Annotated in this window: 24 protein-coding genes, 1 tRNA gene and 1 riboswitch; of the genes, 5 read left to right on the top strand and 20 right to left on the bottom strand. The window is 38.0% G+C overall.

Features of this window, described 5'->3' with window-relative positions:
* Positions 1 to 99: 99 nt before the first annotated feature.
* Positions 100 to 498, bottom strand: a complete 399-nt coding sequence (locus tag ACOZBY_RS06175) for a hypothetical protein (RefSeq protein ID WP_281486996.1) — start codon at positions 496 to 498, stop codon at positions 100 to 102.
* A gap of 1,194 nt (positions 499 to 1,692) precedes the next feature.
* Here ACOZBY_RS06175 and ACOZBY_RS06170 point away from each other — a divergent pair.
* Positions 1,693 to 2,154: a hypothetical protein gene (locus ACOZBY_RS06170; RefSeq protein WP_422761793.1), complete on the top strand. Its 462-nt coding sequence runs from the start codon at positions 1,693 to 1,695 to the stop codon at positions 2,152 to 2,154.
* Between the two features lie 38 nt (positions 2,155 to 2,192).
* Here ACOZBY_RS06170 and ACOZBY_RS06165 read toward each other — a convergent pair whose 3' ends face one another.
* Positions 2,193 to 2,663, bottom strand: a complete 471-nt coding sequence (locus ACOZBY_RS06165; protein ID WP_422761791.1) for a hypothetical protein — start codon at positions 2,661 to 2,663, stop codon at positions 2,193 to 2,195.
* Positions 2,664 to 3,042: 379 nt separating this feature from the next.
* Positions 3,043 to 3,345 carry a hypothetical protein gene (locus tag ACOZBY_RS06160; RefSeq protein WP_422761789.1) on the bottom strand — a complete coding sequence of 101 codons (303 nt, stop codon included), beginning with the start codon at positions 3,343 to 3,345 and terminating at the stop codon, positions 3,043 to 3,045.
* A gap of 10 nt (positions 3,346 to 3,355) precedes the next feature.
* Here ACOZBY_RS06160 and ACOZBY_RS06155 point away from each other — a divergent pair, with 10 nt between their 5' ends.
* A complete protein-coding gene (locus ACOZBY_RS06155; protein ID WP_422761788.1) occupies positions 3,356 to 3,565 on the top strand; it encodes a tyrosine-type recombinase/integrase in 210 nt (69 codons plus the stop codon).
* A 170-nt stretch (positions 3,566 to 3,735) separates the two neighbouring features.
* Here ACOZBY_RS06155 and ACOZBY_RS06150 read toward each other — a convergent pair.
* Positions 3,736 to 3,809 (bottom strand) — tRNA-Arg (locus ACOZBY_RS06150).
* A gap of 223 nt (positions 3,810 to 4,032) precedes the next feature.
* Here ACOZBY_RS06150 and ACOZBY_RS06145 point away from each other — a divergent pair.
* Together ACOZBY_RS06145 and ACOZBY_RS06140 are read left to right on the top strand one after the other, a co-directional pair.
* The gene (locus ACOZBY_RS06145; protein ID WP_036164420.1) at positions 4,033 to 4,779 is read left to right on the top strand and encodes an SDR family NAD(P)-dependent oxidoreductase; all 747 of its coding nucleotides are present in this window, start codon (positions 4,033 to 4,035) and stop codon (positions 4,777 to 4,779) included.
* A 74-nt stretch (positions 4,780 to 4,853) separates the two neighbouring features.
* Positions 4,854 to 5,522, top strand: coding sequence for a hypothetical protein (locus ACOZBY_RS06140; RefSeq protein ID WP_227256901.1), 669 nt, complete (start codon positions 4,854 to 4,856; stop codon positions 5,520 to 5,522).
* 24 nt (positions 5,523 to 5,546) lie between these two features.
* Here the strand turns inward: ACOZBY_RS06140 and ACOZBY_RS06135 are convergent, their stop codons facing one another.
* The 13 genes from ACOZBY_RS06135 to ACOZBY_RS06075 form a co-directional block, all read right to left on the bottom strand.
* A complete protein-coding gene (locus tag ACOZBY_RS06135; protein ID WP_422761785.1) occupies positions 5,547 to 6,209 on the bottom strand; it encodes a YqjF family protein in 663 nt (220 codons plus the stop codon).
* A gap of 59 nt (positions 6,210 to 6,268) precedes the next feature.
* Positions 6,269 to 6,433 (bottom strand): DUF2639 domain-containing protein, encoded by a 165-nt coding sequence (locus tag ACOZBY_RS06130; protein ID WP_080695228.1) that lies wholly within the window; start codon positions 6,431 to 6,433, stop codon positions 6,269 to 6,271.
* Between the two features lie 109 nt (positions 6,434 to 6,542).
* Complete coding sequence (locus ACOZBY_RS06125; RefSeq protein WP_198695926.1) at positions 6,543 to 8,003, bottom strand: protein adenylyltransferase SelO; 1,461 nt, start codon at positions 8,001 to 8,003, stop codon at positions 6,543 to 6,545.
* A gap of 124 nt (positions 8,004 to 8,127) precedes the next feature.
* Positions 8,128 to 8,631, bottom strand: coding sequence for a metallophosphoesterase (locus ACOZBY_RS06120; protein WP_012295555.1), 504 nt, complete (start codon positions 8,629 to 8,631; stop codon positions 8,128 to 8,130).
* A gap of 12 nt (positions 8,632 to 8,643) precedes the next feature.
* Positions 8,644 to 9,237, bottom strand: a complete 594-nt coding sequence (locus ACOZBY_RS06115; RefSeq protein ID WP_012295556.1) for an XTP/dITP diphosphatase — start codon at positions 9,235 to 9,237, stop codon at positions 8,644 to 8,646.
* A 1-nt stretch (position 9,238) separates the two neighbouring features.
* Positions 9,239 to 9,985: a ribonuclease PH gene (rph, locus tag ACOZBY_RS06110; RefSeq protein ID WP_031419371.1), complete on the bottom strand. Its 747-nt coding sequence runs from the start codon at positions 9,983 to 9,985 to the stop codon at positions 9,239 to 9,241.
* A gap of 131 nt (positions 9,986 to 10,116) precedes the next feature.
* Positions 10,117 to 10,914 (bottom strand): glutamate racemase, encoded by a 798-nt coding sequence (gene racE / locus ACOZBY_RS06105; protein ID WP_012295558.1) that lies wholly within the window; start codon positions 10,912 to 10,914, stop codon positions 10,117 to 10,119.
* A gap of 10 nt (positions 10,915 to 10,924) precedes the next feature.
* Positions 10,925 to 11,377 (bottom strand): MarR family winged helix-turn-helix transcriptional regulator, encoded by a 453-nt coding sequence (locus ACOZBY_RS06100; protein ID WP_025114538.1) that lies wholly within the window; start codon positions 11,375 to 11,377, stop codon positions 10,925 to 10,927.
* Between the two features lie 74 nt (positions 11,378 to 11,451).
* A complete protein-coding gene (locus ACOZBY_RS06095; RefSeq protein WP_004226437.1) occupies positions 11,452 to 11,673 on the bottom strand; it encodes a helix-turn-helix domain-containing protein in 222 nt (73 codons plus the stop codon).
* 187 nt (positions 11,674 to 11,860) lie between these two features.
* Complete coding sequence (locus tag ACOZBY_RS06090) at positions 11,861 to 12,325, bottom strand: acyl-CoA thioesterase (protein ID WP_031419375.1); 465 nt, start codon at positions 12,323 to 12,325, stop codon at positions 11,861 to 11,863.
* A gap of 252 nt (positions 12,326 to 12,577) precedes the next feature.
* Positions 12,578 to 13,357: a succinate dehydrogenase iron-sulfur subunit gene (sdhB, locus tag ACOZBY_RS06085; RefSeq protein WP_012295561.1), complete on the bottom strand. Its 780-nt coding sequence runs from the start codon at positions 13,355 to 13,357 to the stop codon at positions 12,578 to 12,580.
* Positions 13,358 to 13,362: 5 nt separating this feature from the next.
* Positions 13,363 to 15,117, bottom strand: a complete 1,755-nt coding sequence (gene sdhA / locus ACOZBY_RS06080) for a succinate dehydrogenase flavoprotein subunit (RefSeq protein WP_012295562.1) — start codon at positions 15,115 to 15,117, stop codon at positions 13,363 to 13,365.
* A gap of 67 nt (positions 15,118 to 15,184) precedes the next feature.
* On the bottom strand, positions 15,185 to 15,793 hold the full coding sequence (locus ACOZBY_RS06075; protein ID WP_031419376.1) for a succinate dehydrogenase cytochrome b558 subunit: 609 nt from the start codon (positions 15,791 to 15,793) through the stop codon (positions 15,185 to 15,187).
* A gap of 272 nt (positions 15,794 to 16,065) precedes the next feature.
* Between ACOZBY_RS06075 and ACOZBY_RS06070 the strand changes: the two genes are divergently transcribed.
* On the top strand, positions 16,066 to 16,500 hold the full coding sequence (locus ACOZBY_RS06070; RefSeq protein ID WP_012295564.1) for a YslB family protein: 435 nt from the start codon (positions 16,066 to 16,068) through the stop codon (positions 16,498 to 16,500).
* Positions 16,501 to 16,590: 90 nt separating this feature from the next.
* Here the strand turns inward: ACOZBY_RS06070 and ACOZBY_RS06065 are convergent, their stop codons facing one another.
* The 3 genes from ACOZBY_RS06065 to trxA all read right to left on the bottom strand — a co-directional run bounded on the left by ACOZBY_RS06065 (position 16,591) and on the right by trxA (position 20,443).
* Entirely contained in the window at positions 16,591 to 17,817 is a 1,227-nt protein-coding gene (locus ACOZBY_RS06065; protein WP_197149672.1) for an aspartate kinase, read from the bottom strand.
* 131 nt (positions 17,818 to 17,948) lie between these two features.
* Positions 17,949 to 18,127: riboswitch (Lysine riboswitch) on the bottom strand.
* A 95-nt stretch (positions 18,128 to 18,222) separates the two neighbouring features.
* Positions 18,223 to 20,013 carry an excinuclease ABC subunit UvrC gene (gene uvrC, locus ACOZBY_RS06060; RefSeq protein WP_012295566.1) on the bottom strand — a complete coding sequence of 597 codons (1,791 nt, stop codon included), beginning with the start codon at positions 20,011 to 20,013 and terminating at the stop codon, positions 18,223 to 18,225.
* A 118-nt stretch (positions 20,014 to 20,131) separates the two neighbouring features.
* A complete protein-coding gene (trxA, locus tag ACOZBY_RS06055; protein WP_008179170.1) occupies positions 20,132 to 20,443 on the bottom strand; it encodes a thioredoxin in 312 nt (103 codons plus the stop codon).
* Positions 20,444 to 20,524: the final 81 nt, after the last annotated feature.

Below are 20,524 nucleotides of genomic sequence, written 5' to 3'. Positions count from 1 at the left end.
TGGCACTGTATAAATAAAAAAAGACCACCTCGTATGAGATGGATACATCATTCTAGCTATTCAATTAAAGCACCACGTTTGTTGAACAAGTTATTTTGTTTACCCTTCAACAATTGCAAGATATTTTTTGATTTCTCCTTTAGATTCAACAATTAAAATCTCTCCTCGTTCTTTGGTGGAAAAAATCTTTGTACCAACAGGAAGTTTATTCGACATCCCATCTCTAAAAACTGTATTAGCATCATTTTTTGTTTTTATTTCACCGATTTGAACATCTTTTGTTAAAGACAATTCTTCAACCCAATCAATATTAGCTTTGTAGATAACTCCATCATACTGAAAAATATCAGCATCAGAATCTAATGTTAAAACTTCTTCGGCATCTATCCTGTCAATTGATACGGTTGTAGTTCCCCCTTGAATATTGCATCCTGTAATCATGAATAAAGCTAATGCGATCAAACCATAGAATAATTTTTTTATTTTCAAACCACCCACCTCTTTTATATAGACACCAATTGTCTACCAAAAGTTACATATTCAACTACATGTGGATTCGACTAAAAAGAATCTCAAAAAAAATTACATTAAAATGTAAATAAAAAACTACACTTATTACAACTAATAAGTGTAGTTTGAACTTAACAGTGTTCTGTTTGGGCAATTGTGAGAAATGTAGATTCAAGAATTTTTATAATTTTATCAAATTATTAAATTAATGGTATATTGTTGTAGAAGTTATATACCCTTTATATGTGCTGTATTCATAAAAAGTTACGTCTAATTTATAGTTTTTGTATACTAGTGGTCAGTTTTAGTCTGGTTGCCAATATCTTCTTCAATACAATATATAGTTTTCTTCTCGTTGTTTGTCGTTGTAGCTATTAGTGCTGTAGCAATTGTGGCTAGAATTCCTATAACAACAGAAGTAGTAATACTTGTTAAATTAAAAGAACCGGGATTTGTATACTCATAAATCCATGAGACACCTACACCACCACCTTGATTATTGGAAACAGTCGATAGGACAGTAAATTGACTTTCAGATGATCAATATAAAAATGCCCAGGCTCAAATTTTTATTGAGTACCTGGGCTTTGATTCAAAATGAATGGCTAGTGTAGATTTTTAATTATGAGAGTAAGTCTAAAGAGCGTGCTTGAAAAAACAATTTCCAAAACATGCTCTTATATACGTAGAAGTTTGAAACCCAAACTAAAACAAGCGAAGGAGGTTAGCCCCCCCTTCCCTATAATCTTATCACATCCATTAAATTGAAAAATATCGGATATGTGGCTGCGTTAGCATTTGCTTTGTATATCTTAACTGACATGGTTAACTGGAATGAACCAAAGTTTTTTGATTACTCAATGATAGTCATTTATTCATTATGCTTAGTTTTAATCATTGTTAACATCGTTGTATACTTTAAAAAGAAAAGATGCAGCTAAGGAGCTTCAACCGAAGTATAAACCGTATGACGAATAAACAAAAAGAACCAGGTACTCACTTTCAATTGAGCGCCTGGTTGATTATTTTAATGTTAAAAGCAATGATGAGTATTCTTTATTTTAAACCAATAACCCTTTCATTTGGAAATAATAGTATTTATGTTATATTAGATTGTAGTTATGTTTTTTCTATATCTATAAAGTAATTTTCAAAAATTTTTAAACATGAGGTGATTGTTAGATGACAAGAGAAGTTTTTCATATTGATAAAAGAATTGGATTGGGTTTTGATTCTCACAAAGATATGGAAGAATGGTCTGAGGAAGAATGGGATGCATTCCATAAATACACAGAGAGCCCTGAAGCAGGACAAATATTATTGTTAGATGATGAAGGTTTATTTTTAAAGGTGAATAAAATAAGTCCTAGTATTAAAAGTAATAAAATGAGAATAGAATTCGAAATTGAAAATAAAAATGAGAAAGATAAACTAATTATATTAAAAGAATGGATAATTAATAAAGAGTCAATCGAATTATTCGACAATCTTCCTATACAAATAAAAAGTAGAGAACGCAAAAATGACTATATATACTGGGCAAAGAATGTTGAGATTGGAAAAGGGTTTGAACTTTTTTTCGAAATAAAAGACTTTGAAAGATCAAAGTTAGAAAGAGAATTACACTTTATAATTTTGTGGTAAAAGACCAGGAATCATATCCTGGTCTTTTATAATACATATTACTTATATGGGTACATAGTGATTACGGCGTTTCGTGTCTGACCATCCACTTTCTTTTTTGCAAAAATTACTGTGATATATTGGTCAAGGTAAATATCATAACCATCTGCTCTATATTTACCATTACCTACAGATGTTATATTATCTTGCTTATAAATCTTACCTGCTAAATCTGCCATTTCTTGTTCAACTAAATGTCTTGCAAATTGCGATTTCATTTCACCGTCAACGCTCACCTTACCTTTGCCTGGTGAGTCCATATGATAGTAACTTATATGGCACGCTCCATACTTTTTATTCCCTTCTTCTACTACAATGTTCTTATCTTTGTCATAATGGTTTCCACTGAAAAAGTCACAATAGTCCATAACAACTGCTGCATCAGCTGTTTGAGTTTTTGAAGTTAATCCAATAGAAAGTAATAAGGTAAATGCTATCAAAATTGATATTTTTTTAATTAACTTGTTCATATAATTCTCCTATTTTTCTCTATAGCTATAGTTACTTGTATTTCCCTCGGGTACCACTAGCCTACCATTGGAAACTTTTCTACTTCAATAGTCGAATCACGCCACTTTTTGGCGTGAATTTTACATTCCCTTTACATTAAACGCCACAATACGCCATGTTCACCGTCAAAATTTGGCGGTATTTATGTAATAAAGTGATTCCAAAGTAACATTTCTTTTAATTTTGTCGGGTTTTGTTTGACATTCTTATTAAGAAAATAATTTATCATTTTTTTACAAAACATTAACAATAATTACTATTATTTTCATTGTAAATAATTAGAATCTATGTTTATAAATTAAATAGCCCATTACCAATTAAGGTAACAGGCATCTGCTGTTAAGCGCTACGTTGTGCAATGATAATCTTCAATCCCTCAAAATCACCACTAGTAATAGTTCCATTATCGAATTTCTCCAACCATGATTCATTAATCAATCCTTTATCGACTGCTTGTTGAATATAATCATGTACTGCAGCTTTTGCGGTTGTACTTGTGAATTTCATCGTATCATCATCCTTTTCTGTATGTTGTTCTGATTCATTTGGTTTCATTGCTTCCTCTATGCGTTTCAGGAAGAACTGTTTTAACAGCTTTGCAAAGTATTGAACAGCGTTTTTTTCTGCAACTCCATAACGCACACCACCACTTTTGCTGTCATTAGAAATCGAATATATCTCAATTCATGGTTTACGACACACGCATGCCAGTGCCTTAATCTATAAAGGAGCTAATATTCATTCTGTTTCTAAACGTTTAGGACATTCAGATATTCAAACAACCCTTGATCACTATTCGCATGTATTAAAGGAAATGGAAGAACGGGATGAAGAAATAGCGATTAATGTTTATTCATCTTAATTTCTTTGTTCACCATGTTTACATTTTGTTTACCTAATTTATTTTTTATATGTGATTCAATGCGATTCTTAAAAATATCAATATAAACAAAAAACGCTCAAAACCCAGTGTTCGTAAGGTTTCAAGCGCTTTTCAATTTGGTTAAAAATTAACCATTGATTTGTTATTGACGTCCCAGGAGGGATTCGAACCCCCGACCGACGGCTTAGAAGGCCGTTGCTCTATCCTGCTGAGCTACTGAGACATGATGTCGTTTCTTATGTATTCCATAGGAAGGACAATATTTATTATATGTATTTTATGGCGTAATGTCAACAATAATTTTACTATGTAGGCAAGGTTTCCCTCATCTATGTTTTATCATATGTTTTCGCCATATAGATTATACCACGTCTTTGCCTTATCGATAGCAAGAACATAAAAATTTTTGTTAGAATATTGGCTAGAAATCAATAGGAGGTATATAGATGTTTAAGGATTCTGTTGTAGTTGTTACTGGTGGTGCACAAGGGATTGGTAAGGGGATTGTGCTAGCATATGCACGACAGGGTGCGAATGTGGTGATTGCTGATATCAATAAGGGCTTAGGTGAGCAATTAGAGAGAGAGTTGCTCGAGCAGGGCTTCTCTGTCATCTTTGTTCATACGGATGTGGCGAAGGAACAGGATATTGTTTCATTAATGAAACGAGCAGTCGAACAGTATGGGTCGATTCATATATTAATTAATAATGCTGGAAAGTTACAACATACATCTCCTTATGATATTACGTTGGAGGCATGGAATGATCTTTTGCAAACGAATTTAACGAGTGCCTTTTTCTGTGCAAGAGAGGCTGCGAAGGTGATGAGGCACAATGTCAAAGGTGGCTCGATTGTATCTCTAGCGTCTACACGGGCTGAGATGTCTGAGCCTTTTACTGAAGCCTATGCTGCTACAAAAGGAGGGATTGTGGCATTAACTCATGCTTTAGCACGATCGTTTGGTCCTGATCAGATCACTGTAAATTGTATTTCGCCCGGGTGGATTGAGACTGGCAATTATGAGGAGCTTCGTCCGATAGATCATGCGCAGCATTTGTCAGGGAGAGTGGGTGTACCGGAGGATATTGCTCAAGCATGTCTCTATTTAACAAATCCGCTGAATGATTTCGTTACAGGTATTAATTTAACGGTCGACGGTGGGATGACAAAGAAAATGATGTACGAGGATTAATGTCATACCTTCCCTTTGCCTTCATTGCTTTCATACATAGAGCTGCTTAGGAGTATGCTAATGTAGGAGAACAAATGAAAAGGAGCGAGGTTTTGTACCCTTATTCAAGTAGGTTTTCATTAAGCCAGTTGTACCAATCACCCTCTACACAATATACAGCACCGATTCGTCATTTTTTACGTTCAACTGATCATCGACACTGCATTAGTAAAACTGAGGCAGATTATATGGCGATGAATCAATTACTATGGATGGAGCATGTGAATTGGACACGGATGACGATTATTAGCATCGTTTTCAATTTGCCAGATTTACCTTTTGTGCAGCAGCGTTTGTTAAGAAATGCGACTGATTTGGGCAATTGCCTTCGCCCTTTTTATGGCGACTCTATAGCAGATCGTTATGCGGCTTTAATTAAAGAGCATCTTGTTATTGCTGCTCAGTTAGTGACTGCTGCGACTAAAGGGGATACTGCCACGGCTGAGGCAAAAGAGAGAGATTGGTATCGTAATGCAGACGATATTGCACAATTTTTGCATACGATTAATCCATACTTAAGTATGGAGGCCGTACAAAAGATGTTTTATATGCATTTGTCTTTAACAAAAAACGAAGCTGTGACCATGATTCAAAAAAATTATCAAGCCGACGTGGACATATTTGATGAAATAGAGGCAGAGGCGCTTGCCATGTCAGATATGATAGCGGGCGCTATCGTCATGCAATTTTGTTATCTCTTTTAATGCTCTCACTTACAATATTTTTTATCATTCAATCACTGGAAGAAAAATCTTTGTCTCCTTTTTCTTTGCATAATGCGCAATGGGTTGAATTCCCTGAAAGGTTCCCTTCATAAAAGAAGCTAACGTATTACTTTGAATTTTCACATCAGCCCGTTGTAAATCCCACGGTGTATGTTGAATATCAATACGAAATAATGTATGGTTCCATTTTGCCCATGAATGATAACGTTCGACTAGCCATTGATCAAAATTAGTTTGAGTGTTATCCCCTATTGTATAGGACACCCTTAATCTTTCGTCCAACGTTTTGTAATAGCTGGTATAGGTATTGTCATTGTTCCTTTGCGTTCCTATAATTTTTGAGTATCGATATGGTAAACTGCCCAATGCTGTTATTTTTGAGAAGATAAAATTGGTCACATCTAAATGAAAAAAATAGATGCCTTTCTTGCCCTCATACTCAATATATGTTCGTACGTTCAATTGTAAGGAGGTATTCAAGCCCGGAATAGGTGGCAGAAATCGCAAGCGATGCCCATGCACTTTAAAAAGAACCGCACTCACCCAGGCATCATGTGCAAATAAATCTAGCTCTACTTCTGGAGGTAAATGCTTTTCTAATTCTAGGGGTGATACCGGCCAATGTAAAAATAGTACATCCTGCCATGTCTGTGCTATCATCCACATAGTAAAACTCCTTTCTACCCTCATTTTTTCCTAGAAAGGAGTTATTCAAACCATAAAGGCTATTTTTGTTCCTGCTCTGTCGTTTCTATTTCTACATAGCGATAATATAGATTTCGTAATTCAGATTCTTTAAATAAACCTAAATGACTTTTAAGTTGTGGATGTACTAGAATGCCATATGCTCGTAACTCTTTTACAAACCAACCTTTTGAATATTTGTGCATCGAATCCATTCCCCTTTACCTTTATTCATACATAGGGTATGCGCCTGGTTTGGGTATGGTGTCATGGCATAATAAAAAAACGAGAGGAGCATTCCCTCTCGTTGTCTTCTTATGTGCCGCAAAAAGTACGGTATGGTTGACTAGACGTCTCTGGTAATGAAGCATATTCCTGTTGTTCATTTGTGTGGGCAAAGGGCTGGGACAGGGCTGTTACTAATTTATTCATCACACTAAAGTCTTCCCTCTCTACAGCCGCTTCCAATGCCTCCTCTACCCTATGATTACGTGCAATAACAGCAGGATTATGCTGGCGCATCAATTGTTGGGACATGTCTTTTGTTTGTGGCTGTCTCGCTAATCGTGCGAGCCATTTTTGATGCCACTCTTTAAATGCTGAAGTCCGCCATAATGAGGTTTTGTCGATATGGTCAAAACTTAGGGCGATAAACGTATTTGTATAGTCTGCTTTGTCTTGTTGCATAAGCTGCAGAAGTTCTTCTATAAGCTTCATATCGTCTTGCTCTTCATCAAATAATCCTAATTTTGCTCGCATTCCTTTTAGCCAGTTTTGAACGTACAACTGAGGGTATTGTTCTAGGGCAGCTTGAGCAAGTTCAATGGCCTGCTCTTGATTTTCATGAATTAAAGGAAGTAACGCCTCTGCCAACCGTGTTAAGTTCCAGCCCCCCATGCTTGGCTGGTTACCATATGCATAACGTCCTTGTCGGTCAATGGAACTGAACACGGTTGCTGGGTCGTAGGCATCCATAAACGCACATGGTCCATAATCAATGGTTTCCCCACTGATGGTCATGTTATCTGTGTTCATGACCCCATGAATAAAGCCCACTAACTGCCACTTTGCTATAAGGGATGCTTGTTTTTTTATGACTTCCTGTAGTAAATAAAGATAGGGATTTGTGTTCCCAAGATAATTGGGGAAATGTCGTTCTAATGTATAATCTGCTAAGGTCTGGAGCTCCTCGTCTGTTCCCCATTGTGCAGCATATTGAAAGGTCCCTACCCGTAAATGACTGCTGGCAATTCTCGTAAGGATAGCACCAGGTAGGTCAGTTTCACGGATAATCGTTTCACCTGTGCTCACTACCGCTAAACTTCGAGAAGTAGGAATCCCCAACCCAAACATCGCTTCACTAATAATGTACTCCCTAAGCATAGGTCCCAATGCGGCTCTTCCATCCCCACCACGGGAATAAGGTGTTCTTCCAGATCCTTTTAACGCGATATCCATGCGTTCGTTTGAGGGTGTTATTTGTTCACCATATAAAAGGGCCCTTCCATCGCCTAACATATTAAAATGCCCAAACTGGTGACCTGCATACGCTTGCGCAATAGGATTACTACCACTAGGTGCTTTATTACCCGCTAATACAGCTATGCCCTCTTCTCTTTTTAAAGCTTGACTATTTAATCCCAATGACGCAACAACCGTTTCATTTAACAGGACTAATTTAGGTGAAGGAACGGGGTTTAATGTCATTTCGGAATAAAAAATACTTGGTAATTGTACATAACTATTGTCTAGATTCCAGCCAATTGTCTTTTCCATATTTTCTCCTTTGTTACCTTTTCCATTTATTTTTTCTATTTCAACATCATTCATTCCTAGTCAATTTTACCATCCAACCTAAAAATCCGCTTACTTTAAGAGTAAGGCGGATTTTTAGGTCGTATTAATTTCGTTGGAAAGTATGACGTGACATACACTGCTGATCATCCGTCCAAAATTCCACTGTAAAAGTCGAATCTTCTATTTTTAGCATAGCAAAGCTTTTTTCTTTGCGACCCCGAGGCTTTAGTAGGCTTCCTGGATTGATAAATAAAATATTATCCAACATTTCAGCACCGAGAATATGAGAGTGCCCAAAACAAACAATTTGGGCATTCAATTCTTTTGCACGATAGGCTAATGACAACATGGAACTTTTTACATTAAATAAATGGCCATGAGTCACCAAAATTTTTACATCCTCGATCGTAAAAAATTCTTCCTCAGGAAAAGCTTCCTCCCGATCACAGTTCCCTCGTACTTTTTTCATTCCCTTTAATGCATCATGCACATAAGGAAGCTCACTATCTCCACAATGTATCCGAACATCTATTTCAGGATAAAAATTTCTGACCTTGTCGATCACATGACTGTCTCCATGTGTATCGCTCATGATTAGTATTTCCATGTATACCACCTCTTATTTCATAAGATTCGGCAATTGCTCCTTCAGCTTACGAATAGCATTACCTCGGTGAGAAATGGCGCCCTTTTCTTCTGGCGTAAGCTCAGCCATCATACGATTTAGACTTGGGACAAAGAAAATGGGATCATAGCCAAACCCATTCGTGCCACGTTTTTCATGTGCAATGACGCCCTCGCATGTGCCAAATACTGTTGTCGTGTTAAAATCTGGACCTGCAATGGCAATACAGCAGCAGAATCGAGCTGTACGTTTGTCATCTTCAACACCTTGTAGATTTTCTAACAGCTTCACCATATTAGCCTCATCATCATGATCACCAGCGTAACGCGCAGAGTAGACCCCTGGCTCACCATTTAATGCATCCACTGCTAAACCACTATCGTCAGCAATAACAATGGTGCCAAGATTTTTCGCTAAGGCTTCTGCCTTTAAAATTGCATTTTCTTCAAATGTTGTACCTGTTTCCTCTATTTCCATATCTGGTGCTACTTCAAACATTGTGACAACTTCATAACCCAGTGGGCCAAATAATGCTTCGAAATCTTTTGCTTTCCCTTTATTTTTGGTTGCAATGACTACCTGTTTCATATTATTTCCCTCCGACCATGTTTGCTTGTTCAGCAAGCGCTGTTTTTTGGAGCTCAACTAATTGCTGGATGCCTTTTTCACCTAAAGCTAATAATTCATTCAATTCTTCCCGAGAGAATGTTGCTTCCTCGCCAGTACCTTGTAATTCTACAAAGCGACCTGCACCTGTCATAACAATATTCATATCAACAGCAGCAGCCACATCTTCTACATAATTTAAATCTAAAACGGCACCTTGCTCTTCTACAATCCCTACACTAGTTGCGGCTAAAAAATCTGTTACAGGGAACTTAACGAACGGCTTTTCCTCTGCAAATTTAGCAATTGCCTGTGTCATTGCTACAAATGCTCCCGTAATGGAGGCTGTACGAGTGCCACCATCTGCTTGAATCACATCACAATCGATCCATACTGTACGCTCTCCTAGTGCCTCTAAATCGACCACAGCACGTAATGCACGCCCAATTAATCGTTGAATTTCCATCGTCCGTCCATTAACCTTCCCACGAGATGATTCACGTGGTGTACGTTGAGCGGTTGCACGAGGTAGCATCGAATATTCTGCTGTGATCCAGCCTTTCCCTTGCCCACGTAAAAAGCCAGGAACCTTATCTTCAATTGTTGCTGTACAAATTACTTTTGTATTTCCTACTTGAATTAAAACCGAGCCTTCTGGGTGTATTAGGTATTCACTATCCATTTTTACAGATCGCAGTTCATCTGCCATTCTTCCATCAAATCTTGTCATATTTATTGTTCCTCCTAAAAACTTTCGCGCCCTCATCTTAACATAATTTATTTCTTCAAAAAAGTACTCAACGTTTATGTAAAATGCTGAAAACGGCAAAAATCAGCCTAGCCCATTGCTAAGCTGATTTTTTATTTTAATGTAATGCGTCTTATGTCGAGAGTACCTTGCTCCAACCAATTTTCAGCGATTGAACGGAAAATTGGAACAGAACCAGTTGCAAAAAATTTATGAGCAGGCACTGTATTTGCATTTGCTAAAGTGCCATTATAAGCTAGCATTTCTTGAGCATCCTTTGCTGTTTCCTCCGCAGAAGATAAAACATTCACTTCTTCTCCTACGACAGCTTCAATTTGTTTTTGTAAAATAGGGTAATGTGTACACCCTAAAATAACCGTGTCAAATTGTTGATTTTTCAACGGCTTTAAGCCTTCTGCTATTAACTTCGTTGCAAATTCACCTTTATATTCGCCACTTTCTACAAGTGGAACGAAGGTTGGACAGGCTAGTGGAATAATATGTGTTGACGTATTAAGTGACAGTAAGGCCTCTTCATATGCACCACTTTTTATTGTTCCTTCTGTTGCAAGCACAACGACTTCATGTCGCTTCGTTTTCTTTACAGCTGCACGTGCGCCAGCATTTATAACGCCTAGTACCGGAAAAGGCATATTTCTTTGTAAACTTTCGAGTGCTACTGCAGTCGCTGTATTACAAGCAATAACGAGCATCTTAATATTCATTTTTTCTAGCGCTTTCGCCATTTGCCAAGTGAAGTTCCGTACTTCCTGACGGCTTCTTGGACCATATGGACATCTTGCTGTATCGCCAATATAATAAATCGTTTCGTTTGGCAATCGCTTTATAATTTCTTTTGCTACGGTTAACCCGCCTACTCCTGAATCAATAACGCCTATCGGGGCATTCATACTTTCCGCCTCAATCCTGTTTCATGTGTACATGTAGTTTTTCTAGGTAGCTTGATAATTGCGCGACTTCTTGCTCATTAAAACCAACAAGCATCTCTTGCAAATATTGCTGTCTTTTTTCTATAACCTCTTGAATAATACGTTCGCCCTTTTCGAGAAGATGAACAACAACGACACGGCGGTCATTTTCATCACGCATACGCTTGACTAATTCATTTTTCTCCATCCGGTCCACTAAATCTGTTGTCGTGCTAAAAGCTAAATATAAACGGTTTGATAATTCGCCAATTGTAATATCACCAAGCTCTTCTAACCACTGTAACGCAACAAATTGTGGCGGCGTAATCGCATAGTCGGAAACAATTTCTCTTCCCTTTTGCTTCACGATGGCCGCTATATAGCGTAATTCCTTTTCAACCGTTGCAACGGTTTCAGGTGAGTGTTTTGTTACTTCATCCGACATATAACTATTTCACTCCTAAAGATACGTTGAATAGTTCTATTTTGTCGTTTTTTTCACGAAATAGCAAGTGTCCATTAGTCTAATTTAAATTCTTCTAAGCGTAACAGCTCAATTAACGCCTGAGATCGATTCGTTACACCTAGCTTTTGAATTGTATTGGAAATGTGATTTCGCACTGTTTTTTCACTAATACCAAGCTGCTCTGCAATATCTCTCGTTGTTTTTTCAGCTAATAAAAGCGCAAATATTTCACGTTCTCGGTTTGTCAATAGAGAACGATGATGAGAGCCATTCATTCAGTTACACCCTCCTCCCCCGCACGTATTGTAACTTATGTTAAGGGGCTTGAAGCGGTGACGGCTATTTGCATGATTATTACATGTTTCCTTAAAAATTTCGGAAATTGCTTCGACATTTTCAACAATTTTATGTAAAACAATATTCCTACTATGTTCATAATTTTTTATGTTGTAACGTAACTCACTAATTGGGTATAATTCCCAAATCAATCAAGTGCGCTCTTTCTTCTTTAGAAATCGGTACACTCTTGCCTGTTCGAGGGTCCATTTGCACAATTGTCCCACGACCTGTGAAGCAAACTTCGTCCTTTTGATTTTTTGCTAGATAATGAAGGTCCATTGATGAACTTCCAACTTTCGCTACCTTTGTATAAATTCTTAGTAGGTCATCAAAGAAAACCTGCTTTACATAATCACATTGTAAATCAGCTACAATCGGTATACTCCTCACATTCTCATCAGCTACTGATGGCATTAAAATACCTATATGTCGAAAATAATCAATTCTCGCCTGTTCAAAATAAGTAAAGCTTACAGTATTGTTCATATGCCCATACATATCTGTTTCTGAGAATCGTACACGTGCCTCACTATAAAAGGAAAACCCCTTTTCCCACTCTTGTAAATTTCCAATATAGCTTGCTTTCATAATAACGCCATCCCCTATCATTTATTTACCATCCTTTTCAGTCAGTTTAGACTGTCAATCAGCAATGAATACTTATTCATTATATAAGAAAACACTATATTATCATAGGAAAAACCGAATTCCCCTTATTTTATTACTAAAATCCCTTTTTCTTTAAATAGTATGGTTTTTTCTTGAAACATGTTAACTATGTTTATATCACTATAAAAAACTCCCTCACACTAAGTGTAAGGGAGTTCAGCTTGTCCGATATTAATCTACGTAGTGGTCAGAACCGAAGAAGTTACGGAACATTTGCACTGTAGTAGCACGGTTTAATGAAGCGATTGATGTTGTTAAAGGAATACCTTTTGGACATGCAGCAACACAGTTTTGAGAGTTACCACAGTTCGCTAGGCCACCATCGCCCATAATAGCATTTAAACGTTCGTCTTTAATCATTGCACCAGTTGGGTGAGTGTTGAAAAGACGTACTTGTGATAATGGAGCTGGCCCGATGAATGAAGCTTTTTCAGACACGTTTGGACATGCTTCCATACATACACCACAAGTCATACATTTAGATAATTCATAAGCCCATTGACGTTTACCTTCTGGCATACGAGGACCTTCACCTAAATCATACGTACCATCGATTGGTACCCATGCTTTCACTTTTTTAAGCGCGTTGAACATACGTTCACGGTCAACCTGTAAGTCACGAATAACAGGGAATGTTTTCATTGGCTCCAATTTAATAGGCTCAGTCAATTGGTCAACAAGTGTTGAACATGATTGACGTGGACGGCCATTAATAACCATTGAACATGCACCACAAACTTCTTCTAAACAGTTCATATCCCATGAAACTGGTGATGTATTTTCACCATTTTCAGTAACAGGATTTTTTTGAATTTCCATTAAAATAGAAATTACGTTCATACCATGACGGTAAGGCACTTGGAATTTTTGCCAGTAGCTATTGCCGCCCTGTGTATCTTGACGTAAGATTTCTACTTTAACCATTCTTCCAGTATTAGCTGCGATTTGCATAACTTTTAGTCTCCTTTCGCAGAGTAGTCGCGTTTACGTGGTGGGATTAAAGAAACGTCGACTTCTTGGTACGTGATGATTGGATTACCAGTAGTTGGGTCAAACTTCGCCATTGTTGTTTTCAAGAATTGCTCGTCATCACGATTAGGGAAATCAGGTTTATAGTGCGCACCACGAGATTCATTACGTAATAATGCGCCTTTTGTCATTACTTTCGCAAGCACTAACATATTTTTAAGCTGACGTGTAAAGTGTGCGCCTTGATTACTCCATTTTTGCGTATCGTTAATGTTGATGTTGTTCCAACGCTCAGTAAGGTCATCAAGTTTTTTCAATGTATCTTCAAGCTGATCATTGTAACGTACTACAGTCATTGTAGCAGTCATCATTTCACCAAGCTCTTTATGCAGTAAGTAAGCGTTTTCTGTGCCTTCCATTTTCATGATAGCATCCCATTTCGCTTGTTCTTCTGTTACGCGAGCATCGTAAATCTCTTGTGGAATATCTTCTGCATGCTTTTTAAGATGTTTTACATAATCTACTGCGTTTGGTCCTGCAACCATACCGCCATAGATAGCAGATAATAATGAGTTCGCACCAAGACGGTTGGCACCGTGTTGAGAGTAATCACACTCACCTGCTGCAAATAGACCAGGAATTTCAGTCATTTGGTTGTAGTCAACCCATAATCCACCCATTGAATAGTGAACTGCTGGGAAAATCTTCATAGGTAATTTACGTGGGTCATCTCCTACGAATTTTTCGTAGATTTCAATGATACCACCAAGTTTAACGTCTAACTCATGTGGATCTTTATGTGAAAGATCTAGGTATACCATGTTTTCGCCATTGATACCAAGTTTTTGGTTTACACAAACGTCGAAAATTTCACGTGTTGCAATATCACGTGGTACTAAGTTACCATAAGCTGGGTATTTCTCTTCTAAGAAGTACCAAGGTTTACCGTCTTTATAAGTCCAAATACGACCACCTTCACCACGAGCTGATTCTGACATTAGACGGTTTTTGTCATCTCCAGGAATCGCTGTTGGGTGAATTTGGATGAACTCACCATTCGCATATGAAGCACCTTGTTGGTAAACGATAGAAGCAGCAGAACCTGTGTTAATAACAGAGTTTGTTGTTTTACCGAAAATAATACCAGGGCCACCAGTCGCCATAATAACAGCGTCTGCACGGAATGATTTAATTTCTTCTGTACGCATATCTTGCGCTACGATACCACGGCACACGCCGTCTTCATCGATAATAACACCAAGGAATTCCCAGTGCTCATATTTATTTACTAAACCAGCTACTTCATGAGAACGAACTTGCTCATCAAGCGCATATAGTAATTGTTGACCAGTTGTTGCACCAGAGAAAGCTGTACGGTGCATTAAAGTACCACCAAAACGACGGAAATCTAATAATCCTTCTGGTGTACGGTTGAACATAACACCCATACGGTCCATTAAATGGATAATCCCAGGGGCTGCATCACACATACCCTTAACTGGTGGTTGGTTCGCTAAGAAGTCACCACCATATACTGTATCATCAAAGTGGATCCATGGAGAATCCCCTTCACCTTTAGTATTTACCGCACCATTAATTCCGCCCTGCGCACAAACAGAGTGTGAGCGTTTTACAGGAACTAATGAGAATAAATCAACTTCAGTACCAACTTCAGCTGCTTTAATCGTTGCCATCAGACCGGCAAGACCACCGCCGACAACAATTATTTTGCTTTTCGCCATGATTATTTCTCACTCCTCTTAAAAAATTGCATTGATTGCATTTGCTCTATCGTAGCTTTCTATGGAATTATACAAAAGCTAAAATAGCAGCAATACCAACTACACTTAGAATTACGAAAATGATGTTTGTTACGTAAGTAGCAATCTTTTGAGCCTGTGGAGATTGTGTAATACCCCAGCTTACTAGGAATGCCCATAAACCGTTAGATAAGTGGAAAGTTGCTGATAAAATACCAACAATGTAGAATCCAAGCATGAATGGATTAGCAACGATATTCGCCATCATGTCGTAATCAACGTGTGTGCCAAGTGCTTTTTGAATACGAGTTTGGAAAATATGCCATGCAATGAAAATCACTAGGAATACACCTGTGAAACGTTGTAATGAGAACATCCAGTTACGGTATGTGCTGAAACGTCCTGTGTTTGGTGTAGCAGTGAATGCAATGAACACTCCATAAAATGCATGGAACATCAATGGAATATAGATGACAATCCATTCAACTAGGATAAGGAATGGAATCTTCTCCATTACTGCGGTAGCATCGTTATAACTATCTGCCCCGCCTGTTGCTGTAAAGTTAATGAACAGGTGCATCGTTAAAAACAGACCTACTGGAATGATCCCAAGTAGAGAATGTAAGCGACGCCATAAAAACTCTCGATCTTTCGACAAGACTGTTACCCCCCTTAGTACTTAAAATAGCACAACAAAAGAAGTCATCATTTTGTAAATGATACTTCATTGACTGTGTATTTCATCATGGTACAATATTATGACATGTTTATTGTACTCTCAAGAGCTACGAGCGTCAAGGCAACTCGAAGTTTTTCATAGAGCTTATTAAAGAACTAATCTAGTGCATAATGCGTCGTTTTTTCTCGAAAAATCTACCATTACTTTATTAACGTTAAATTTTAAGAAAATTCTAAGAAAGAAGGATAACAATGTTAAACACTCCATCTCCTACAATCTCTTCCTTTGGTTATGAGATCATTCGCGATCATATTCTATCTTCTATACTCGGTAAACATGAGAATGATGTCCTTTATTGGGCAGGCAAAGAGCTTGCGCGTAAGTTTCCATGTAAAAGTCAAGACGAACTTATCGCATTTTTCGCAGATGCCTGTTGGGGTACATTAGAGCTAATGAAAGAATCGAAAGACGGACGCATTTTCCAGTTGACAAACGACCCTGAAATATTACAAATCAAACAACGTAGCTTTAGACTTGAGGCAGGATTTATAGCTGAACAAATTCAGCTAGCTAAAGGCTATTTAACAGAATGCTATGATGAAAAACGTGAAAAGCAACATTACGTTATGTTTACAGTCAAATGGGACGTAAAGGAACGGATCATGCATACGATCCCAACAGAGTAACAAAAAAGGATTGTCTCCCCAATCAATAAACGGGATGACAATCCTTCCTTTTATTTCGGACAATGACAGAAAATGCTGTTTCTTCTATTATTATATGTAAAGAGCCTGCTCTAAATTAAATTCATCATGTAATGCATTTGCCGCACGAATCATTTCATCCTGCGGAACTACAACAGACACTTTAATTTCCGAGGTGCTGACCATCTTCACAGGGATATTTTCACGACGTAACCGGTCGAACATACGGGCAGCGACACCGGGATTAGAAACCATACCAGAGCCAACAATAGAAACTTTTGCTAATCCAATTTCGAAATCAGCAAAGCTAAAGCCAAGCGATACTTTACTGTCCTCTAAAACACGTAATGCTTCCGCAAATTCTTCTTTCAAAATTGAAAAGGACACAGTTGGTTTTAATCCATCAATAATGGCTTGAACAATAATATCCACGTTGATGCGATTTTCAGCAAGAGTTGAAAATATATCCGCTAATGAAGCACCCGAATATGCATCATAGCCAATTGTTAAACGAATAACATCTGATTCAAAGGCAACACCACGAACTATTAAATTTTTCTCCATCTCTACTTCCTCCTTCAATAAAGTACCTACTGACTCCACTAAACTAGAGCGTATGATAACTGGTATTTGAAACTTTTTAGCTAACTCAACTGCACGTGGATGTATGACATGTGATCCTAAATGAGCTATCTCTAACATTTCATCATAGGAAATTTCCTGTAGTTTTTGTGCCTGTACAACAAAGCGTGGATCTGCTGTATACACACCGTCAACATTCGTGTATATGTCTGTCCGCTCGGCATCTAATGCAACAGCAAGTGCGACGGCTGTCGTTTCGGTCCCACCTTTCCCAAGCGTTGTTATATTGTGGTCATTGTCAATGCCTTGATCTCCAGCAATAACGACGATTTGTTCTTGCATTAAATGTTCTTCGATACGACTAACATCGATATGATCTATCCGTGCATGACTATACATATGATCCGTGTAAATACCAGCCTGCCAGCCTGTTAATGACACCGCATTATAGCCAGCTTCTTGTAACGCAATGGCAAAGACTGAGCTTGATAGCTGAGAGCATGAAGACACAACTGCATCTAATTCACGTTTTGACACATCATCTGTGAAATGAAGTACGCTCATTTTCACGTCTTGTATCGTTTGTCTCATTGCAGCTACTACTACTACCACATCGAAACCTCTATCTTTTTCAGCAATCGCTTTTCGTACAGCCTCTTGAATTTGTTCGGGTGATGCTAGTGCAGCCCCTCCAAATTTCATCACTATTCTAGACATTTCTTTTGTTCTCCTTTCCAGTCTGGTAATTCACCTAATATAAGGTGTAAAACAGCCTCTAGAAAACTAAAAGGCAGCCTTCACAAAACGTGAAAGCTGCCTCTAACATGTACAATAAATGAAACTTGCGCATGTGTGATAGCTCTCCGAAACTTGTAGAATCGACAGTCTTACATTTCTTAAATGCAAAACCAGTACAACAGTGGAAACAACATTACTGTACTTCGGCAAGCTCCCCTTTCACGCAATGTCTTAGGATTTGTTCATCCTCTATTGCGCTACTTTTGAATCTTGCACCTCTATCATCACCTTAAAAGTGAATGTATTAAATTTATGTTCGCCCTCATTAAAACAAGTGGGCTGTTAACATTGGACAACAATGTTATTTATAACCTTAGCATATGTCTATTCCTTTGACAATGACTCCTGCTGAAAATAGGCATAAATATGACTTGCTAAATTAGCTGGCATCCCGGCTTCCTGTAAAGCCAGCTCACTAGCCTCACGTATTTTCTTAACGGACCCAAAGTGTTTAAGTAGCTGCTGTTTTCGTTTTGGACCGACACCCTCAATTTGATCCAGCACAGATTGGATAGCATGCTTTTCATGCTGTTGACGTAAAAAGGTAATCGCAAAACGGTGGACTTCATCTTGAATTCGTTGTAATAAATAAAAACCGTCACTTGTACGTTTTAAGGCAATGACCTCGGGCGGATCACCAAACAATAGTTGCGATGTATTATGCTTGTCATCCTTTGCTAAACCAGCAATAGGTATAACAAGTCCTAGCTCATCCTCTAATACTTCTCGTGCTACTTCCATTTGACCTTTACCACCATCTATTAGCACTAAATCTGGTAGTGGAAGACCTTCCTTCAAAACACGAATATAGCGCCGGCGAATGACCTCTTGCATAGCACCATAATCATCATGCTTAGCTGCTGTCCGAGTTTTATATTTGCGATATTCCTTTTTGGCAGGCTTGCCATCAATGAAAACAACCATTGCAGATACTGCGTCCGTTCCATGCATATGACTATTATCAAAAGCTTCAATTCGTAATGGTGTCGTTATACCCATTGCATCGCCTAGTGCCTCACATGCACCAATAGTACGTTCTTCCTGCCGTTCGATAAGCTGGAATTTAGCGGCAACTGCAATTTCAGCATTTTTCGTCGCTAAATCCACCAACTCCTTCTTTTGACCTCTTTTTGGTGTAAGAACTTTAATGCCTAATAATTCCGTTAAAATCGCACCATCAATTGCTTGTGGAATAAAGACTTCTTTTGGCTTAATATGTTCTGGTTTTTCATAAAACCGTCCTACAAAGGTTAGGAACTCTTCCTCTGGATCTTGATAGATGGGGAAAATAGAAACATCCCGTTCGATCAGCTTCCCTTGGCGAACGAAGAAAACCTGTACACACATCCATCCTTTTTCCACAGCATAGCCAAAGACATCGCGGTTGGTCGTATCACTTGATACTATTTTTTGCTTTTGCATAACCGTATCTATATGAGCAATTTGATCACGAAACTCCTTAGCTCGTTCAAACTCCAAGTTTTCAGCAGCCGCAAGCATTTTTACTTCAAGCTCCTTTTTGACTGCCTCAACTCCACCGTTAAGAAACTTCGTCATATCCTCAATCATTTCCTGATAAACGTGACCTTCAATTTCTTTCACACATGGTGCTATACATTGGCCCATATGATAATACAAACAAACTTTTGAAGGTAGTTGCACACATTTTCGTAGTGGATATAAGCGATCCAACAGCTTCTTTGTTTCACTTGCCGCATAGGCATTAGGATACGGTCCAAAATATTTAGCTTTGTCCTTTTTTACTTTACGTGTCGTAATTAGACGAGGATGTTTTTCATTCGTAATTTTTAAATACGGATACGTCTTATCATCGGTCAACATGACATTGTATTTTGGGTCATGCAGTTTAATGAGATTCAGCTCTAAAATAAGTGCTTCTATATTTGATGATGTCACGATATACTCAAAATCTTCTATTTCGCTTACAAGTCTTTGCGTTTTACCTTCATGTGTTCCTGTAAAGTATGAACGGACACGATTTTTCAGTACCTTCGCTTTCCCGACATATATAATGGTCCCCTGTCGATCCTTCATCAAATAGCAGCCAGGCTGATCTGGTAGAATATCCAGTTTACGCTTGATTAAATCGTTCATTACCTACCTGCCTCCTACTTAAAATTCCCCTCAATAAATCATTTTATCTTTCTATAGTATATAACGAAAAAAAGCCGAACACATCAATTGATGGTCCGGCTTTTGTGAACTTCATTCATTACGCATGTTTTGCGATAAATGCTTCTAAAGCTTCTTTTGGTTGGAAGCCTACAGTTTTGTCAACTAATTCTCCATCTTTAAATAATAATAATGATGGGATTGACATGATTTGATACTCAGCTGCAGTACCTTGGTTATTATCTACGTCAACTTTTACAATTTTAGCCGCGCTACCTGCAGCATCCATTTCCTCAAGAACTGGCCCGATCATTTTACAAGGTCCGCACCAAGCAGCCCAAAAGTCCACTAATACTAACCCTTCTTTAATATCACTTTGGAACGTAGCATCTGTTGCATGTACAATTGCCATTTGAAATCCTCCTTAAACTTACTATGATTGTAGTATAGCATGGATAAATTCACTTGAGCGAACAATCTGCCTGTAATGTAT

It is taken from the genome of Lysinibacillus sp. NPDC056220 (assembly GCF_049315265.1).
In the GTDB taxonomy this organism is placed as follows: Bacteria; Bacillota; Bacilli; order Bacillales_A; family Planococcaceae; genus Lysinibacillus; species Lysinibacillus pinottii.
Note: the sequence above shows the minus strand (reverse complement) of the source record. Positions and strands in the feature narration are given on the sequence as shown.

Bases quoted from the DNA above. Each gene is read 5' to 3' on its own strand.
- ACOZBY_RS06170 (WP_422761793.1), top strand. From the start codon at position 1,693: ATGACAAGAGAAGTTTTTCATATTGATAAAAGAATTGGATTGGGTTTT.
- ACOZBY_RS06165 (WP_422761791.1), bottom strand. From the start codon at position 2,663: ATGAACAAGTTAATTAAAAAAATATCAATTTTGATAGCATTTACCTTA.
- ACOZBY_RS06145 (WP_036164420.1), top strand. From the start codon at position 4,033: ATGTTTAAGGATTCTGTTGTAGTTGTTACTGGTGGTGCACAAGGGATT.
- ACOZBY_RS06140 (WP_227256901.1), top strand. From the start codon at position 4,854: ATGAAAAGGAGCGAGGTTTTGTACCCTTATTCAAGTAGGTTTTCATTA.
- ACOZBY_RS06135 (WP_422761785.1), bottom strand. From the start codon at position 6,209: ATGTGGATGATAGCACAGACATGGCAGGATGTACTATTTTTACATTGG.
- ACOZBY_RS06130 (WP_080695228.1), bottom strand. From the start codon at position 6,433: ATGCACAAATATTCAAAAGGTTGGTTTGTAAAAGAGTTACGAGCATAT.
- ACOZBY_RS06125 (WP_198695926.1), bottom strand. From the start codon at position 8,003: ATGGAAAAGACAATTGGCTGGAATCTAGACAATAGTTATGTACAATTA.
- ACOZBY_RS06120 (WP_012295555.1), bottom strand. From the start codon at position 8,631: ATGGAAATACTAATCATGAGCGATACACATGGAGACAGTCATGTGATC.
- ACOZBY_RS06115 (WP_012295556.1), bottom strand. From the start codon at position 9,237: ATGAAACAGGTAGTCATTGCAACCAAAAATAAAGGGAAAGCAAAAGAT.
- rph (WP_031419371.1), bottom strand. From the start codon at position 9,985: ATGACAAGATTTGATGGAAGAATGGCAGATGAACTGCGATCTGTAAAA.
- racE (WP_012295558.1), bottom strand. From the start codon at position 10,914: ATGAATGCCCCGATAGGCGTTATTGATTCAGGAGTAGGCGGGTTAACC.
- ACOZBY_RS06100 (WP_025114538.1), bottom strand. From the start codon at position 11,377: ATGTCGGATGAAGTAACAAAACACTCACCTGAAACCGTTGCAACGGTT.
- ACOZBY_RS06095 (WP_004226437.1), bottom strand. From the start codon at position 11,673: ATGAATGGCTCTCATCATCGTTCTCTATTGACAAACCGAGAACGTGAA.
- ACOZBY_RS06090 (WP_031419375.1), bottom strand. From the start codon at position 12,325: ATGAAAGCAAGCTATATTGGAAATTTACAAGAGTGGGAAAAGGGGTTT.
- sdhB (WP_012295561.1), bottom strand. From the start codon at position 13,357: ATGCAAATCGCAGCTAATACTGGAAGAATGGTTAAAGTAGAAATCTTA.
- sdhA (WP_012295562.1), bottom strand. From the start codon at position 15,117: ATGGCGAAAAGCAAAATAATTGTTGTCGGCGGTGGTCTTGCCGGTCTG.
- ACOZBY_RS06070 (WP_012295564.1), top strand. From the start codon at position 16,066: ATGTTAAACACTCCATCTCCTACAATCTCTTCCTTTGGTTATGAGATC.
- ACOZBY_RS06065 (WP_197149672.1), bottom strand. From the start codon at position 17,817: ATGTCTAGAATAGTGATGAAATTTGGAGGGGCTGCACTAGCATCACCC.
- uvrC (WP_012295566.1), bottom strand. From the start codon at position 20,013: ATGAACGATTTAATCAAGCGTAAACTGGATATTCTACCAGATCAGCCT.
- trxA (WP_008179170.1), bottom strand. From the start codon at position 20,443: ATGGCAATTGTACATGCAACAGATGCTACGTTCCAAAGTGATATTAAA.